The 18577-nt window shown below is 50.1% G+C and carries 10 protein-coding genes; 8 read left to right on the forward strand and 2 right to left on the reverse strand.

The window, feature by feature from the left end; translation table 11 throughout:
* Positions 1-45: 45 nt before the first annotated feature.
* Entirely contained in the window at positions 46-708 is a 663-nt protein-coding gene (gene yrfG / locus CEQ32_RS17060) for a GMP/IMP nucleotidase (protein ID WP_037427521.1), read from the reverse strand.
* Positions 709-828: 120 nt separating this feature from the next.
* Here yrfG and CEQ32_RS17065 point away from each other — a divergent pair, with 120 nt between their 5' ends.
* From CEQ32_RS17065 to CEQ32_RS17090, 6 genes are all read left to right on the forward strand, one after another.
* A complete protein-coding gene (locus tag CEQ32_RS17065) occupies positions 829-1428 on the forward strand; it encodes an aspartyl/asparaginyl beta-hydroxylase domain-containing protein (RefSeq protein ID WP_047535785.1) in 600 nt (199 codons plus the stop codon).
* A complete protein-coding gene (locus tag CEQ32_RS17070) occupies positions 1406-3415 on the forward strand; it encodes a phytanoyl-CoA dioxygenase family protein (protein ID WP_088586499.1) in 2010 nt (669 codons plus the stop codon). The genes CEQ32_RS17065 and CEQ32_RS17070 overlap by 23 nt, the downstream gene beginning before the upstream one ends.
* Positions 3415-4581, forward strand: coding sequence for a hypothetical protein (locus tag CEQ32_RS17075; RefSeq protein WP_088586500.1), 1167 nt, complete (start codon positions 3415-3417; stop codon positions 4579-4581). Before CEQ32_RS17070 ends, CEQ32_RS17075 begins: the two co-directional genes overlap by 1 nt.
* Positions 4582-4600: 19 nt before the next feature.
* Complete coding sequence (locus CEQ32_RS17080) at positions 4601-5056, forward strand: GNAT family N-acetyltransferase (RefSeq protein WP_226871840.1); 456 nt, start codon at positions 4601-4603, stop codon at positions 5054-5056.
* Between the two features lie 233 nt (positions 5057-5289).
* Positions 5290-5925 carry a phage tail protein gene (locus tag CEQ32_RS17085; RefSeq protein WP_037427516.1) on the forward strand — a complete coding sequence of 212 codons (636 nt, stop codon included), beginning with the start codon at positions 5290-5292 and terminating at the stop codon, positions 5923-5925.
* Between the two features lie 122 nt (positions 5926-6047).
* A complete protein-coding gene (locus CEQ32_RS17090) occupies positions 6048-7013 on the forward strand; it encodes a hypothetical protein (protein WP_088586502.1) in 966 nt (321 codons plus the stop codon).
* Here the strand turns inward: CEQ32_RS17090 and CEQ32_RS17095 are convergent.
* Positions 6992-8200 (reverse strand): IS4-like element IS10A family transposase, encoded by a 1209-nt coding sequence (locus CEQ32_RS17095; protein ID WP_001206290.1) that lies wholly within the window; start codon positions 8198-8200, stop codon positions 6992-6994. The two genes, CEQ32_RS17090 and CEQ32_RS17095, sit on opposite strands and share 22 nt — an antisense overlap.
* Positions 8201-8341: 141 nt before the next feature.
* On the opposite strand from CEQ32_RS17095, the gene CEQ32_RS17100 reads away from it, so the two are divergent.
* Together CEQ32_RS17100 and nudE are read left to right on the forward strand one after the other, a co-directional pair.
* A complete protein-coding gene (locus CEQ32_RS17100) occupies positions 8342-17728 on the forward strand; it encodes a putative Ig domain-containing protein (RefSeq protein WP_226871841.1) in 9387 nt (3128 codons plus the stop codon).
* 238 nt (positions 17729-17966) lie between these two features.
* Positions 17967-18518: an ADP compounds hydrolase NudE gene (nudE, locus tag CEQ32_RS17105; RefSeq protein ID WP_037430523.1), complete on the forward strand. Its 552-nt coding sequence runs from the start codon at positions 17967-17969 to the stop codon at positions 18516-18518.
* Positions 18519-18577: the final 59 nt, after the last annotated feature.

The following is an 18577-nucleotide window of genomic DNA, read 5'->3' on the forward strand; positions in this document are numbered from 1 at the left end:
ATGATTTGATAAAGGCACCTTGGGTGCCTTTTCTATTTCGAGGGGTTAACTCGCGAGATCGTTAAGCAATAAACGATAGTCGCTAATGGCCGGAAAATCATTGAAGGTTTTGGCAGGTTTCTGGCTATCGGGATTGCTGATCCCGAGCTGATGCCCCACGCCCGCTAAGCGCGCTGCATTTAAAATAGGTTCACTATCATCGATAAACAGGCAGCGCTCAGGCACTAGGGCGAATTTTTCGAATAGCGTTTGCCAAAATTGTGGGTGTTCCTTGGGATAACCCGTTTCATGGCTTGAGATCATCGCATCTAAACCACTCCCCAGTTCAGTATGCTCCAGCTTAAGAGCAAGACTCTTAGGGTGGGCATTGGTGACTAAGATGCGTTTTTTGCCCGCGGCGGCGAGGGCATCGAGAAAAGGCATACTGTCTTGGCGCAGTTGAATACGGTCAACTAAGTCGCGGTGAAGCCCCATAATGTCGAGCTGCAGCTCGGACTGCCAATAATCGAGGCAATACCAATCTAACGTGCCTGCGACTCTGCCGTAGGCTTCTTCCACCAGTTGTTGTGCCTGGCTCTGGCTTAATCCCCGCTGCTTGCTCAGCTCCTGTGGCACCAGACTCAGCCAAAAATGGTTATCAAAGTGCAAATCGAGCAGGGTGCCATCCATATCGAGCAGTACAGTATCAATCTTCTTCCAGTCAAACATGGGATATCCTGTGTGGTTAACTCAGCTCAGCGTGAGGTTTACAGTAGCCTATCTTGCCAGCATGACACTTTGTGCTAGGCTTGATTAATTCGTTTTTGTCTAAAAATGAGACACTTGGATATGGATATCTGCTCATTCGCCTTACTCACCCAAGCTCCGAATATCACTAGTTTACAGCAAGAACTCACGACTTTGTTGCAGCATGAGTGGTTGCCACACATTAACCAACGTGATTATCACGCGGGCTCTCAGGGCGGTTGGGATGTGTTGGCTCTACGCTGCGCCGAGGAATATCGAGTCGCGCACCCCATTTTACAAGCCTTTTCCATTAGTGCCGCGACAGATTGGGATAATTTGCCTTCACTGGAATCGAGCCCCGCGCTGCTGCAGTTTATTCAATCCCTTGCTTGCCCAGTTAAATCGGTGCGCTTAATGCGCTTACACGCTGGTGCTGAAATCAAGCCCCATAGGGATCAAGGATTATCACTTGAACAGGGTGAGGCTAGATTACATTTGCCCCTACAAACCCATGATCAGCTTTATTTTTATGTGGATGAGAAACGTGTACCTATGCGGGCCGGAGAGCTTTGGTATATCAATGCTGACCAAACCCATTGGGTCGCGAATAAAGGCGTGGATGCCAGAATTAATTTGGTGATCGATTGTGAAGTCAACTCGTGGTTAAAGGAGCTTATCCATGATGCCAAGATCAAAGCCTAATGCAGGGCAGCGCGAGGCGTTTCTAAGATTAAAGCTGTTTGCTCAGGCGCTGTTGCAATCCCATTCAGCGGGGGAGGCAAAGCGGCTTATCGATCCAATGCTGGCGCAGTTATGCCAATTGACTGGGTTGGAACTGCACCCGGCGTTGTTTCTCGATACAGAGGCGAGTATTACGGCTTTTGGCAAGGCGGTATCACCGACAACTGCGGCGCAATGTGCAGAAGATCCCGAACGTAGCAGAGTGTTTATTCAAGGAATTTATCAAGCGATACAGGACAAACTTAAAGCTAACTCGAACCATCCTGTGCACATACTCTATGCCGGAACCGGGCCTTTTGCTTGGTTAATCTTAGCCTTATTACCGCTATTTACGGCGAAGCAAGTGCGAGTAACCTTACTCGACATTCATCGAGCGTCATTGGAGAGTGTTGAAAAGCTGCTGGCATATTTCGATGTAGCGGATCGTGTCGATGCGATTATTTGTGCTGACGCTACGCTTTGGCGGCCAGCATCAACACAAACCTTTGATCTGATAATTTCTGAAACCATGAAACACCTGCTGCAACAGGAACCGCAGGTACAGATTTTTAGCCATCTACAGCATTTTTTAGCAGAGGATGGATGTTTAATCCCTGAGTCGATTGAGTTGGATGCATGGCTCGAGCTAAAAGATCGGCTGCCAATTTATTTGGGTCCTTTATTCTGTCTCGATTTAGCTCATGCCCGCTTGCTCGCTCAAGATGACAGAAGTGGGCTAGTGGGGAGCTTATTGTTACCCGATTATGAACCCCAACCCATAAGCCTAAAACTGACGACAAAAATCAGGGTTTATGGCGAACATCAATTACTTGAAAACCAATCACAATTAACCCTCTCCCAATATAAAAAATCCTTGTGGCTTAAACCTCTTAGCAGAGTGGACTTCCGTTACGAGCTGGGAGCATATCCCGATTTTATCTTCCAATATCAGCAGCATAAATTGGCGCTTGTTGGCAGTGAGGATTTGAGTTGTTTGGGCATTTATCACTTGCAGCGACTATGGCAAAAAATTCAGTTGCAAAAGCGTGGACAAACCAATGAGGTGGCAGAGGGAGAATGGAGCCTAGATAAAGCGCTGCTGGATCTGTGCGGTATTGGATTAGAACCTGGGATCAAGGCGCTCTATCAATTTGATAAACAAACTGATTTTATCGCCTTCGTTCAAAGACAAACTAAACTGACCACCGCGGATATTGTCGGTATTAATCAGCGATTGCGTGCCTTATCCCAAGCTGAGCCAGAAAGCGGCAATACCGAGTTAGCTTATGGTAACGCTTTACCTCAAGTGCTTACCGATGCCCAACTCGCCTTTTGGCAACGGGAAGGTTATTTAGTCATCCCGCAAGTGTTGTCAAAAGCCCAATGCGCGGCCAGTCGAGCCGTGATTTGGCAACAGCTTGGCGCGAATGAAAATGATCCATCAACTTGGTATCAGTCCCATGAGTTGATGCAGAAAATCATGCTGCAGTTATTTCGTCATCCTATCCTCGATGCCAATCGGCAAGCACCTCTAATCCGTCAAGCCTTTGAACAATTATGGCAGCGAACCGATTTAGTGATGACGACTGATAGAGTGAGTTTTAATCCCCCTGAAACGCCCACTTGGCAGTTTCCTGGCCCAAATATGCATTGGGATATGCCACTGCAACTACCCGTGCCATTTGGAACTCAAGGATTGATTTATCTTACGGATACCCCTGCCGAGCAAGGGGCATTTTGCTGTGTTCCCGGTTTTCACCTCAAAATAGAAGCTTGGCTACAGGAACAAAACAAGACTGATATTGAGTTGCAGCAACAGCGTTGGGAAGAGTGGCCTATTAACCCCATTGCCGCAAACGCAGGGGATTTAATTATTTGGCACCATGCCTTGCTCCATGGACCGACGCCAAATCGAGGCGTGTTACCACGCATGGTGCAGTACATTAACTTCTATCCAATGGCCAGCTAATGATTGATATTCATGAACAGCAGCAACACTATTGGCAATTGCTGCATCAGCCTGAATCATTGTTTTTACTGCATCAAGCGCAGGATGTTGAGCATTTTATTGTTCTGATGGCCGACTTCCTCAATTGGCCCGAGCTAAATTTAGAGCAGATGCTGGCATTTATTGCCTTACAGCAACAAGGGTTCATTCCGGATTTAGCACGCTTCAGCCAAGTGTGGTTTCCTGCTCGTTATCATGCTCAAACCAAAACAATCAGTTGGGTTCCGGTTTTTAAGCGGTTATCAAAACCTTTTTTGGAGGACGATATCAGCGATGCTCGTCGTGGCTTACTGGCCAGTTTTATCCAGCCTCAAACCTTGCTCGAACCCTTATTATCCCAACGCGAAAGTTTGCCCGCTATCAATCCTAACTTGATGATTTTCCATTGGTCTCGTTGTGGGTCAACACTCGTTTCTAGTAGTTTTTCTCTACTCAAAACTTGCCGAGTGTTATCCGAATCTATGCTCTGCAGCGATGTGATGCACCATGATGCTTGGCCTTCGGCCTTAACACCACTGCTGGTGGATTTATGTTTAAGGCTACAAGGGCGGTTGAGGCCTGATGAGCGTGAGCTAGTGATCAAGTGGAATGCGTGGGATTTAGCTTGTTGGCCCATGTTGCTAGAACTCTACCCTAATAGTCGAGTGCTATGTCTGATGCGCCATCCCAGAGATATTTTGGCTTCGCATCAACGAGAGGCTGGGATGCATATGGCGGGGCGGGTGAAGGCTGTATTTCGCCATACATTGCCGCTTAGTGAAAACACACATGCTGAGCCTAGTGTAGATGCATTTCGAATGGGCGTGTTACATGGTTTTGCCCAGCAAACTGCTGCACTTTATCAATCAAGTCGTTGCATCTTAATGGATTATCAACAATTAAATGCGCTTAAACCCAGTGCACTTTCGGCCATTTTAGAATGGCCGTTAGCCGCAGAAGATATTGAGCATTGGCAAGGCCACTGGCGCTTTGATGTAAAGCGACAAGGGCAATTGTTTGTACCCATGGTACCCGCCCAATCTACCCCATTAAATGAATCAAAAACTCTCTCATGGCAACTGTTATTGAATGCTTATGAGCAACTGTTGCAACCTTTAGTTCGAGATAAAAACCATGATGCTAGCTGAGTTAAATCCATTCACTGGCTTGAGTATTAAGCCTGCCAATGCAAGCGATAACCTATTTATGGCAGAACTTTTTTATTCAACTAAAACCTTCTTCTATGAGCTTGGTTTACCCCTTGATGTCGTACAGAACATGTTGGAGCAACAATATCGGCTGCAACAAGTCTCCTATCGGGAGCAATATCCACATGCCATTACCTATATATTGTTTTATCAGCAACAAGCGGTCGGCAAACTGATGCTCGATACCAATGAGCATAGGGTTCATCTTGTTGATTTTATTATTGCGCCAAGTATGCGAGGTCGCGGTTTAGGTTCAGCGGTATTAGAGGCGGTCAAGTTTGAGGCGAGGCAACGTCAGTTGCCTGTTCATTTATCAGTAGAGAGTGAAAATACTCAAGCTAAATCACTTTATTTACGGCATGGATTTCAGTTTCAAAGCCGTTCCGAAACCTATGAGTCAATGCTGTGGCCTTAAACGTCGGCTGATAATTTACACAAAATTATTTCTGCTTAATTGTGTTTGCCGATTTTTCAGATATGTTTAGTTGTAGCTAAATTGTTTTCATTATGTTTCACAATAGGCCTTCGATTGTGTGATGTGAATGATGTTGTCATCAGCAAAAGGACTCGCTGTCGATTAATTGTCGTGAGTAATTAAGTCATTGCAAGACGTTACATAGACAAAATCGTTATTTAAGGAGAAATACAATGTCAGATCCATTTATTGGAGAAATCCGCATGTTCGCTGGTACTTTCGCTCCGCGTGGCTGGGCGCTTTGCAATGGACAGTTATTGGCCATTTCCACCAACAGCGCGCTTTTCTCTCTTCTGGGTACAACCTATGGTGGCAATGGCACCACAACCTTTGGGTTGCCTAACTTGCAAAGTCGTACTCCTGTGGGTACCGGAACTGGTGCAGGGTTAAGTAATGTTGTTTTGGGACAAGTTGCCGGTGTTGAAAACGTTAACCTCACTACCAATCAGCTACCCATTCATGCACCAACAGCTACTTTCATTGGTAATGCAAGTAGCGTAACAGCAACGGTTGATGTTGCTACCACCACGGCCACTGCAATGGTTCCTCCGGCAGCAGGCGCGACTACCTACCTCTCTGCTACGACAGCTAAGGCGGGGCCTACCAGTGTTGCGTTTAATGGATTGTTTACCAGTACGGCGCCAGATTCTACCAAGAGCAGCCTCGGTGGAGTGCATGGTAGCGTTACACCTGCTGGCACCGTAACCGTCAATCCTGTTGGTGGAGGACAGCCTGTCGGAATTCGCAATCCCTATCTGGGGATGAATTTTATTATCGCGTTAGAGGGTATTTATCCGTCGCGTAATTAACGTTGGATAATTGCTATTAAATTAATTCAGTAATCCAGAGGGAGTTAAATCTTCTGGATTGCTGGTTTTAGCTACTTTAGCTAAATCAAAAATTTTCGTACACAGCTATTAAGGGGCTTAATATGTCATGCTGCAAAACAGATCATCCCGATGAGCGATATCAAACTCCGGCTTGTGGATTCGTAAATATAAATACAGGCATTAAGTGGATCGTTCAACTGGGTTTTGCAGCAGTAGTGTTGCTAAGTATGAGTGTCAATGCGGCTTCAATTCCTTCTAATGTCATTGTCGATTTCAATGCTTCTGGTTTTGTTGAGAGTGCAGACCATGGATCAAATGTTTTTACACAGGGTGACTTTAAAATAACTTACAGCGCCGCTAACTGGTTTCAGGATACGGATGATGGTCAGAGTAATTCTGCCGGGTTATTTGCAGGTATGTATTCTGGAGTTGAAACAATTACTGTCGAAACCACCTCGGGCAATGAATTTGACTTCGTTAGTTTTTACATCAATGCATTTGGTGGTGGTTTTGCCTCGGTTGAGGGCTTTAGAGACGGATCATCTGTGGGGACTCAAAGTACTGGGTCTGGCTTTGGTCAGGCTAATGGCTCATTTACTGTAACGTTAAACAACAATCCCTTTGATAATGTTGACAAGGTAGTTATTACTTCAAATGGCGGCGGTTATTTTGATGTATTTGATAGCTTTGTATTTAATACGGTTCCTGATGTCACCCCTCCAACAGTCACCAGTGTAAGCGTTCCTTTCAGCGCAACTTATATCACTGGGCAATCACTGAGTTTCACGGTTAACACCAGCGAAAACGTGATCGTGAATATTAGTGGAGGTACCCCTCGCATTGCATTGACTATTGGTGGCACAACCAAATACGCAACCTACTCGTCGGGATCTGGAACCTCTGCGCTTGTCTTCAGTTACACGGTTGAGAGTGGTTTGGTTGATTCTGATGGTATTACCGTAGGTGCGCTTGGTTTGAACGGCGGAACCTTGAAAGATGCTGCCAATAATGACATGACGCTGACGCTAAATTCTGAAGGATCCCCTCATAAATCAGCCATAGCATAGCCATATTTGAGCAACTGATTGGCGAATAATACCCAGGCCGCCAGCAATTCTTTCTCCGTGATTTGATAATCAGGCCGCCTGAGCACCTCCAATCCCAAGCGAATCGTTGAGAGTACCGTTCGATGCCCAATGGTATTGGCCTGAAAATGCTTATCCCAGCCCTGTTGCTGTGCGTGTAAACCAACTAGCCACAACAGGCATTGAACCATCAACGCTATCAGTAGGATGATGTCGAATCGCTCTGGACTGTTGGTACGACTTTGGCGTAAGCCAAAGCCGTATGCCGGGCTTTTGAGGTCACGAAAGGTTTCCTCTATTTGCATACGTTTGGCGTACAGGTTTACCAGCTGCTTTGGGCTCCGAGATTCTGGTGGTAAATTGCTGGCTAACACCCAAGGCTCTTTCGCCGATGTTGAGTACGTTTTTGCCGATGGATGGTGGCAATTAGTCCTCGTTGAACGCTGATTTGTACGCCCCTTAGGTTTGCTACGATAAAGCGTGAGATGGCAATTGATAGGGTTAGTTTTGGTCAAGGTCTTACAACCCAGGCTCTTCGCTTGACCGTTGGCCAAGTCATGTGTACTGCGAACTGCACGCCAATTTTCAGCGCCAATATCTGCAAATTGAACTGTACCGCGAATACGGCTTAGCCAAAACCAACCATGCGCCTCAACCTCTTTGTACCAAGGCACTTTGAACCCCGCGTCAGTCACGATGAGAGGGGTAACATGCAAAGGTAAAATCTTGGCTAAGTCCGCTAAAAAACCGTTGTGGGAGGCCTTAGAGCATTGTTCTGATAGGGGATAGGACTTCTCATACAGGGTAATAGAGCGGCCATTGAAGGCTATTGAGGCGCGCAGAGCCATGATGCGTTTATGCTCTCGGATGTCTGACCAATCGACGAGCACAATCGGCATAGGGTTACCAGAACAGATGAGGCTGGCATGCCATTGGTAGACAGCTAACCGTTCTTGATGCAGATGCGTGTTGCCGAGCAAACGATCAATGCGCTTGATGTTGTGCTTGGTTCGGGCCGTGGTTGGTAAATTTCGACCTAACTCAGTCAAGGTCAGTGTCTTACATTCAATCAGTGCCTTAGAGGCCAGCATCAAGCTGTTTAATCGTTTTAGGTGAAGTTCTGGGCAGTATTGGTGTAAAGAATGTTGTAGGATATTGGCTTCGCGCATCTTGTTGTCCAAGTGTAGTTTTTAGCGAAACCATTTGATCATGCAACAAGATGCGCTTCCACTCTAATTTGATGATTTATTTGTAAATCATCAGGGGATTCTTCAGCGCTAAATTCTGTCGGCTCCACAAGCAGTGTTCTTGTGGATAGTACAGCACCCACCGTTTCTTCTGTGACAGCCAGTACAGCCAATGGCACTTATAAAGTGGGCGATAGCATCAGTATCCAAGTTAACTTTAGCGAAGTGGTCAATGTCACTGGTACGCCGCAATTAACCCTTGAAACAGGCACAACAGATCGTGCAGTTAATTATACCAGTGGCAGTGGAACCAGTAGCTTGACCTTCAGCTATACGGTTCAGGCGGGTGACAATAGCAGCGATTTGGACTACGTATCAACCAGTGCACTGGCGTTAAACAGTGGCACCATTCGTGACGCCGCTAGCAACAACGCAACGCTGACATTGGCAACACCGGGTGCTGCCAACTCATTGGGCGCCAATAAAGCGCTGGTTGTGGATGGCGTTACACCGTCTGTAACTAGCACTGCTCCTGTTGGTGGCGCAGTATCGACTGATACCAGCGTCGATTTCACGGTTAACTTCAGCGAATCCGTCAACAACATTTCTACCGATGACTTTGCGCTTGGTACTACCGGTGGCGCGACCGGCACTGTCGCCAGTGTCTCCGCGACCTCTGGCTCAAGTGTGACGGTGACCGTCAGTGGTATCACCGGCAACGGTACTATCAAGCTGAACCTGAATGGCGCAACGAATATCAGCGATGCTGCTGGCAACGTAGGTCCAGCCGCCTATACGAGTGGTTCCGCCCATACTGTGGCCATTCCGACAGTGCCTGATGCGCCAACCATAGGCACTGCAACTGCAGGTGATGGCCAGGTATCAGTTGCTTTCAGCGCTCCCGGCAATAACGGTGGTTCTGCTATCACTGGTTATACCGTGACCTCTAACCCCGGAGGTTTTACAAATACGGGTGCCAGTTCACCGATTCTCATCACCGGTCTCACCAACGGCACTGCCTATACCTTTACTGTGACGGCGACCAACGGTATAGGTACAGGCACTGCCTCGGCCGCATCCAACTCGGCAACCCCTAAAGCCGACCAGACAATTACCTTTGCCCAGCCGAGCAACTATAACTTTGGTACCACACCGAACTTGTCTGCAACTTCAGACTCCGGTCTCACAGTCACCTTCTCGTCGTCTACCACTGGTGTATGTACGGTGAGTGGCGTTGCTCTGACCTTTGTAAGCGCAGGTACCTGTACGATTGATGCCGATCAGGCTGGTAATAGCGCAACCAATGCGGCGACTACAGTAACCCAAAGCTTTACGGTGAATGCGGTAGTTCCTGATGCGCCAACCATCGGTACGGCAACCGCAGGCGATGCCGAGGCAACGGTAACATTTACTGCACCTGCCAGTACCGGTGGTGCATCGATCCTTGCTGGTGGTTACACCGTCACTGCTAGCCCAGGTGGTGCAACTGGTACTGGCTCCGGTTCGCCGGTTACAGTGACCGGCTTGACCAATGGTGTTTCCTACACCTTCACGGTGACAGCGACTAACTCGGCGGGCACGGGGGCGGCTTCGGCAGCATCGAATTCCATTACCCCGGCATCACCACAAACCATCACCTTTAACAACCCTGGAGCACAGACCTTTGGGACTACACCAACGCTGACAGCCAGTTCGTCTGCAGGCGGTGGTTATGTTGTCACTTTCACCTCGTCCACCCCTGGTGTCTGTACGGTGAGCGGCACTACGCTAACATTCGTGACCGCTGGCACCTGTACTATTAATGCGAATCAAGCGGGCGATTCATCCTACTTGGCCGCTCCCCAAGTCAGCCGCTCGTTTGCGGTAAGTGCGATTGTTCCCGGCGCGCCCACCACTATTGTTGCGACGGCAGGCGATACCCAGGCGAGCGTGGCGTTTGCACCTCCTGCCAATAACGGGGGTTCGAATATCCTCGGCTATGTTGTATCGGTGACGCCAAATGACGTTTTACCTGTCAGTGGAGCAGGCTCACCGATTGTGGTGAGTGGTCTAACTAATGGTGTGACCTATACCTTTACGGTGGAAGCTGAGAATGCCGTGGGTTTCAGCCCTGCCTCCAGCGCATCTAACCCAATTACGCCCAAAGCGATCCAAACGCTTACCTTCCTCAATCCGGGATCGCAAAACTTTGGTACTTCACCGACTTTGACTGCAACGTCTGATTCAGGTTTGGCGCCAACCTTTACCTCATCCACTCCGAGTGTCTGTACCATCACCAGTGGGGGCTTATTGAGCTTTGTCACTGTAGGCACTTGTACCATCAACGCAGACCAGGTGGGCAATGCGAGTTATTTGGCGGCGACCCAAGTTAGTCGTTCATTCAGTGTCAATGCCGTTGTACCCGGCGCGCCAACAATCGGCACTGCCACTGCGGGGAATGCTCAAGCAACGGTGAGTTTTAGTGCTCCGGCATTCACTGGTGGTGATGCCATTACGGGCTATTCCTTAGTATCGACTCCAGGCGGTATTACGGCATCGGGCACTTCTTCACCCATCACGATAATGGGATTAACCAATGGGACTTCCTATTCATTTACGGTTGCAGCTATAAACTCAGCCGGAACCGGTAGCGCTTCCACGGCGAGTAACGCAGTGAAGCCTAATGGTGCTCCCGTTATCAGTTCGACGGCGTTAACCAGTGCCACTCAAGATGCAGCCTATAGCTACACCTTGGTCGCAAGCGACAGCGATGTGGGCGACAGTGTCACCTTAAGCGCCGTCACACTGCCAAGCTGGCTGAGCTTCAATCCGGCGACGGGCGTGCTCAGTGGTACCCCAACTAATGCTAACGTGGGCAGTCATGCCGTGGTGCTTCGCGCTACCGATGTGGATGGCCTGACGATTGACCAGAGCTTTACGATTGTGGTGGCGAACGTCAACGACGCACCGACCATCAGTTCAATGGCGTTAACCAGCGCCACCCAAGATGCGGCCTATAGCTACACCTTGGTAGCGACGGATAGCGATGTGGGCGACAGTGTCACCTTAAGTACCGTGACACTGCCAAGCTGGCTGAGCTTTAATGCAGCCACGGGCGTGCTGAGTGGTACCCCAACTAATGCTAACGTGGGCAGCCATGCGGTGGTGCTACGTGCTACGGATGTCGATGGCTTAACCGCAGAGCAGAGCTTCAGCATTGTGGTGGCAAACGTCAACGATGCACCAACCATCAGTTCAATGGCGTTAACCAGTGCTACCCAAGATGCGGCCTATAGCTACACCTTGGTGGCGACCGACAGCGACGTGGGCGACAGTGTCACCTTAAGTGCAGTCACTCTGCCAAGTTGGCTGAGCTTTAATGCAGCCACGGGCGTGCTGAGTGGTACCCCAACTAATGCCAATGTCGGCAGTCATGCGGTGGTGCTACGCGCCACCGATGTGGATGGTCTAACGATTGACCAGAGCTTTACCATTGTGGTGGCAAACGTCAACGATGCACCGACCATCAGCTCGACGGCGTTAACCAGTGCTACCCAAGATGCAGCCTATAGCTACACCGTGGTGGCGACCGACAGCGACGTGGGCGACAGTCTCACCTTAAGCGCGGTTACACTGCCAAGCTGGCTGAGCTTTAATGCAGCCACGGGCGTGCTGAGTGGTACCCCAACTAATGCCAATGTCGGCAGCCATGCGGTGGTGCTACGCGCCACCGATGTGGATGGCTTAACCGCAGAGCAAAGCTTCAGCATTGTGGTGGCAAACGTCAACGACGCACCGACCATCAGTTCAACTGCTGTGACCAGTGCCACTCAAGATGCAGCCTATAGCTACACCTTGGTCGCAAGCGACAGCGATGTGGGCGACAGTGTCACCTTAAGCGCCGTCACACTGCCAAGCTGGCTGAGCTTCAATCCGGCGACGGGCGTGCTCAGTGGTACCCCAACTAATGCTAACGTGGGCAGTCATGCCGTGGTGCTTCGCGCTACCGATGTGGATGGCCTGACGATTGACCAGAGCTTTACGATTGTGGTGGCGAACGTCAACGACGCACCGACCATCAGTTCAATGGCGTTAACCAGCGCCACCCAAGATGCGGCCTATAGCTACACCGTGGTGGCGACCGACAGCGACGTGGGCGACAGTCTCACCTTAAGCGCGGTTACACTGCCAAGTTGGCTGAGCTTTAATGCAGCCACGGGCGTGCTGAGTGGTACCCCAACTAATGCTAACGTGGGCAGCCATGCGGTGGTGCTACGTGCTACGGATGTCGATGGCTTAACCGCAGAGCAGAGCTTCAGCATTGTGGTGGCAAACGTCAACGATGCACCAACCATCAGTTCAATGGCGTTAACCAGTGCTACCCAAGATGCGGCCTATAGCTACACCTTGGTGGCGACCGACAGCGACGTGGGCGACAGTGTCACCTTAAGTGCCGTGACACTGCCAAGTTGGCTGAGCTTTAATGCAGCCAGTGGCGTGTTAAGTGGTACCCCAACTAATGCTAACGTGGGCAGCCATGCGGTGGTGCTACGTGCTACGGATGTGGATGGTCTGACGATTGACCAGAGCTTTACGATTGTGGTGGCAAACGTCAACGATGCACCGACCATCAGTTCAACGGCGTTAACCAGTGCCACCCAAGATGCGGCCTATAGCTACACCTTGGTGGCGACCGACAGCGATGTCGGCGACAGTGTCACCTTAAGCGCAGAGACCTTACCAAGCTGGCTGAACTTCAATCCGGCGACAGGCGTACTGAGTGGTACCCCAACTAATGCCAATGTCGGCAGCCATGCGGTGGTGCTTCGCGCCACCGATGTGGATGGTTTAACCGCAGACCAGAGCTTTACGATTGTGGTGGCAAACGTTAATGATGCACCGACTATCAGTTCAACGGCGTTAACCAGTGCTACCCAAGATGCAGCCTATAGCTATACCTTGGTGGCGACGGATAGCGATGTCGGCGACAGCCTCACCTTAAGCGCAGTCACTCTGCCAAGTTGGTTGAGCTTTAATGCCGCCACGGGCGTGTTAAGTGGTACCCCAACTAATGCTAACGTGGGCAGTCATGCCGTGGTGCTTCGCGCTACCGATGTGGATGGTCTGACGGCAGAGCAAAGCTTTACGATTGTGGTGGCAAACGTTAATGATGCACCGACTATCAGTTCGACGGCGTTAACCAGTGCCACCCAAGATGCAGCCTATAGCTACACCTTGGTGGCGACCGACAGCGATGTGGGCGACAGTGTCACCTTAAGCGCCGTGACACTGCCAAGCTGGCTGAGCTTTAATGCAGCCACGGGCGTGCTGAGTGGTACCCCAGCTAACGCTAATGTCGGCAGTCATGCGGTGGTGCTTCGCGCCACCGATGTGGATGGTTTAACCGCAGAGCAGAGCTTCAGCATTGCAGTGGCAAACGTCAACGACGCACCGACCATCAGTTCAACGGCGTTAACCAGTGCTACCCAAGATGCAGCCTATAGCTACACCTTGGTGGCGACCGATAGCGATGTGGGCGACAGTGTCACCTTAAGCGCGGTTACACTGCCAAGCTGGCTGAGCTTTAATGCCGCGACGGGCGTGTTAAGCGGTACCCCAACTAACGCCAATGTTGGCAGTCATGCCGTGGTGCTACGCGCCACCGATGTCGATGGCTTAACCGCAGAGCAGAGCTTCAGCATTGTGGTAGCGAACGTTAACGATGCGCCGACCATCACCTCTAGTGCACAGACTAGCGCCACCCAAGATGCGGCCTATAGCTATACCTTGGTGGCGACCGACAGCGATGTCGGCGATAGCCTCACCTTAAGCGCAGTCACTCTGCCAAGTTGGTTGAGCTTTAATGCCGCGACTGGCGTGTTAAGCGGTACCCCAACTAATGCTAACGTTGGCAGTCATGCCGTGGTGCTTCGCGCCACCGATGTAGATGGCTTAACCGCAGAGCAAAGCTTCAGCATTGTGGTGGCAAACGTCAACGATGCACCAACCATCAGTTCAACGGCGTTAACCAGCGCCACCCAAGATGCGGCCTATAGCTATACCGTGGTGGCGACCGACAGCGATGTGGGCGACAGTGTCACCTTAAGCGCCATGACACTGCCAAGTTGGCTGAGCTTTAATGCGGCCACGGGCGTGTTAAGCGGTACCCCAACTAATGCTAATGTCGGCAGTCATGCGGTGGTGCTACGTGCTACGGATGTGGATGGTCTGACGATTGACCAGAGCTTTACGATTGTGGTGGCAAACGTCAACGATGCGCCTGTCGCTTCCAATCAGTCTGTAACTCTTGAGGAAGACAGTTCGGTGATGATCACGCTTGCGGGTGAGGATGCCGATAATGATCCTCTGACCTATGAGATCAGCGCCCAACCTGCCTCTGGTACCTTAGAGCAGCACGGTAGTGTCTGGCTCTACACGCCTGAGAAGGATTTTAATGGTACTGACTCTATTGGCTTTATCGCTAAAGATGCAGAGCTGAGCTCAGAGCCTGCCACAGTCACTGTTACGGTTACGCCAGTGAACGACGATCCTCAAGCTATCGATGACAGCTATACCTTAACCAGTACTGCAAATGACACCTATTCGCTGGCGGTGCTGGCAAACGATGTGGATGTCGATGGCAACACCTTAAGCATTGATGGTGCTGCTGCGGATATTGGCAGTGTACAAATCACTGCTGATGGACTCAGCTTTACCGCGCCCAAGGCTTATGTGGGGCCTGTTGCACTGCGTTATACCATTAGCGATGGCAACAAAGGCCGAGCAACCGCTAAAGTGAATGTGCTGATTGAAGGCGCTGACTCAGCGAGTCAACCCGTGATCACCCTCCCTGATGATGTGGAAGTGAATGCGACTGGCCTGTTTACGCGGGTGAAACTCGGTTTTGCCAAGGCGGTTGACCGTAATGGACATCCATTACCCGTGTCGCTGGTGAATAAGAGCTTGTTCTTCGCTCCTGGCAACTACTTAGCCTATTGGCAGGCTGTAGACAGCGAGGGCAATAAGGCGATTAAAGCGCAGAAGGTCAAAGTCAATCCATTGATTTCGCTGAGCAAAGATCAAGTTGTTGCTGAAGGGAATCAAGTGACCGTGAGTGTTCACCTCAATGGTGAGGCGCCGAGTTATCCGCTGAGCATTCCTTACACAGTGTCAGGAACGGCAGACAGCAGCGACCATGATTTGGTTGATGGCGTAGTGGAGATCGCCTCAGGACAAATGGCAGAAATCCACTTTACTACCTTGAACGATGGTGTGAGTGAAGGGAATGAAGAGGTGCTAATCAGCCTTGACCCAAGCCTGAATCTTGGTAGTAAGCAGCAGACCCAAGTGGTGATTACCGAAGCCAATATTGCACCACAGGTTAGTTTGGCGGTGACTCAAGCTGGCCAACAGCAGGTGATAGTCGCGCAAAATGGCGGCGACGTGCATATTCGTGCCACCGCCTCCGATGCCAATGAGCAAGATACATTGACGTTGACGTGGGCAAGCGGCGCGTTAAGCTTGCAAGCGGATGCGACGGGGATGATGTTCTCTCCAGCCGCGGTAACGCCGGGGATTTATCCCGTGAGCTTAACAGCGACCGATGATGGTTCGCCTATGCTGTCGAGTACCGAAACAGTGTACATCGTAGTGCGTCCAAGTTTAGCTGCATTGACGAGTGCCGATGCGGATGGCGATTTAATCCCTGATGTTCAAGAAGGCTATAGCGATAGCGATAGTGATGGCATCCCAGATTATTTGGATGCGAACAATGACTGTAATGTGATGCCTGAAGGGGAATTGCAGCCAGTGTACTTCTTGGCCGAAGGGCAAGCGGGCGTCTGTTTACGTTTGGGAAATATTGCCCTAAGCCGTGGACAGAGCGGTGTGCAACTACAGCCTGAAGCCGTGGCTGAAGATGCTTTAGCTGCCAATGTGGGCGGTATTTTCGACTTTATCGCGACGGGTCTGCCACAACAGGGCCAAAGCTATAGCTTGGTATTGCCACAACGTTCGCCCGCTCCAGCGAATGCCGTCTACCGCAAGTTTAATGCGCAAGCGGGCTGGCGAGACTTTGTGATTGATGCAAACAACACTGTTGCCAGTACTGAGGGGGAACGTGGTTTCTGCCCGCCACCGGGGGATAGCCGTTGGACACCGGGATTAACCGAAGGCCATTGGTGTGTGCAGTTGACTATCGAAGACGGCGGTCCTAACGATGATGATGGTGTGGCTAACCGTACTATCGTCGACCCAAGTGGCGTGGCGGTGATGCTCAATGGTAACCACTTGCCTGTCGCCAATCCCGACTCTGCTGCGATTGCTTGGAACCAAAGTATCGATGTCAATGTGCTTGCCAACGATACGGATAGCGATGGCGATAGTTTGAGCGTCACGCAAGTGATTAGTGAGTTTGGCACAGTCACCGTGCTGGCCAATCAGCAGCTCAGCTACACGTCGGCGGCAGACTTTATCGGCACCGATGTGTTGGTGTATAGCATTACCGATGGCAAAGGCGGTACGGCAAGTAGTGAGCTGACGATCGTGGTAAATGGCAACACGGCACCTGTGACTGTCGATGACAGCGCCGCTACCGATGACCGCACCAGCTTGCTTATCGATGTGCTGAGTAATGACACCGATGTGGATGGTAATACGTTAACCTTGTTAAGTGCGACGGCTCAACAGGGCACTGTGGCTATCGAAGCCAATAAACTGCGCTATATCCCTAAAACAGGATTCGATGGTGTGGATACCGTGACCTATAGGATTAGCGATGGCCAAGGTGGTGAAGCGACGGGGCAAGTGCTTATCACAGTGAAAGCCTATCAAGAGGTGATTATCGATAATAAGTCAGGAGGAGGCAGTATGACCTTATGGGCGTTGGCATTTATCTTGGCATGCGCGATATTGCGTCGCCGAGAATTACAGCGATTGGCCTTAGGCTGCCTGTTATTGCTCAGTGTGATGCAACAGGCACAGGCAACAGACTGGTATGTTGAGGGTTTTATCGGCCAAGCGCAGGCCGATAAAACCCTGCCTGAGTTAAACGCCCAAGTCGGAGAGGGACAACTCCTCAACGTCGATGACTCGGATACCGCATTTGGGGTGAGCCTAGGTTATCAATGGACACCGATTGTAGCGTTGGAACTGGGCTATGCCGATTTTGGTGAAGGAACAGCGAGGATTAAGGGCGCGACGTTAACGCCGGAACAATACCATGAGTTGGTGAAAACCGTCACCCCAGTGCTTGCCGATGGGGTTATGCTTGGCCTGAGGCTTACCTTGCTTGAACATGAGGGTTGGCGCTTTGAAGTACCCGTTGGCTTGTTCCATTGGCAAGCGGATATTAGTAGTACCATGGGCAATACCACGATAACGACTGATTTAGATGGCACAGATTGGTATGCGGGAGTGCGTTTTAGTTACCAATTTAGTGATGCTTGGTCTGTGGGTTTAGGTTATCAATACCTAGCTATCGAGCCGAATGACCTATTGAGTTATCAACTCAATCTGCGTTATCAGTTTTAGATGATATTGACATCAAAAGGGGCTTAGCCCCTTTTTTGTGGGTGAATTTTCGCGATAAAAAGCGGGATAGTTTTAGCCGCTTCTCCTTTGTTATTGCTTAGTGCGTGACTTAAATCCCATTACTTGGGTCGTGTTCTTTGGAATAGCCGCACTAAATTCAGGTTGTAGATTAAAGACAGGATAGTAAGATTGTCACTTATCCTAGTTAGTTTGTTGCTATTTTTATCCAGGGGCAGTTATGTCACAGCGGCACCACAAGCCGGAAATCTTGCATACTGAAGTTGTCGCTAAGAGCCGTTTGTTTCAAATTGAACAAGTCCATCTTAAATTCTCTAACGGTGTCGAGCGCCAGTATGAGCGGATGAAGGGCGGAAGCCGTGGCGCTGTGATGGTTGTACCCATTCATCAAGGTAACATGCTGTTAGCCCGTGAATATGCCGCTGGTACTGACAATTACGAGCTAGGTTTTCCTAAGGGATTAATAGACCCTGGTGAGCAAGCTATCGAAGCGGCCAATCGAGAATTGCAGGAAGAAATCGGTTTTGGGGCCCGTAAGCTGACCCTGTTGAAAGAACTTAGCCTTGCGCCGGGTTATTTCTCTAGCAAGATGCAAATTTTCATAGCAGAAGATTTATATGAAAGCCGCCTCGAAGGCGATGAGCCTGAACCCATAGATGTGGTGCCTTGGGCGTTGGCCGAGTGGGAAGCGTTACTCGAAAATAGCGATTTTTCAGAATCCCGTAGTGTAAGCGCATTGTTTTTAGCGCAGAAACATCTACAACTTAAATAATCTTTTTTGTTATAGCATTCAGCAATTGAGTGCTTGTGGATCATTCGCGATGTTAGCGA

It is taken from the genome of Shewanella sp. FDAARGOS_354, assembly GCF_002209245.2.
In the GTDB taxonomy this organism is placed as follows: domain Bacteria; phylum Pseudomonadota; class Gammaproteobacteria; order Enterobacterales; family Shewanellaceae; genus Shewanella; species Shewanella xiamenensis.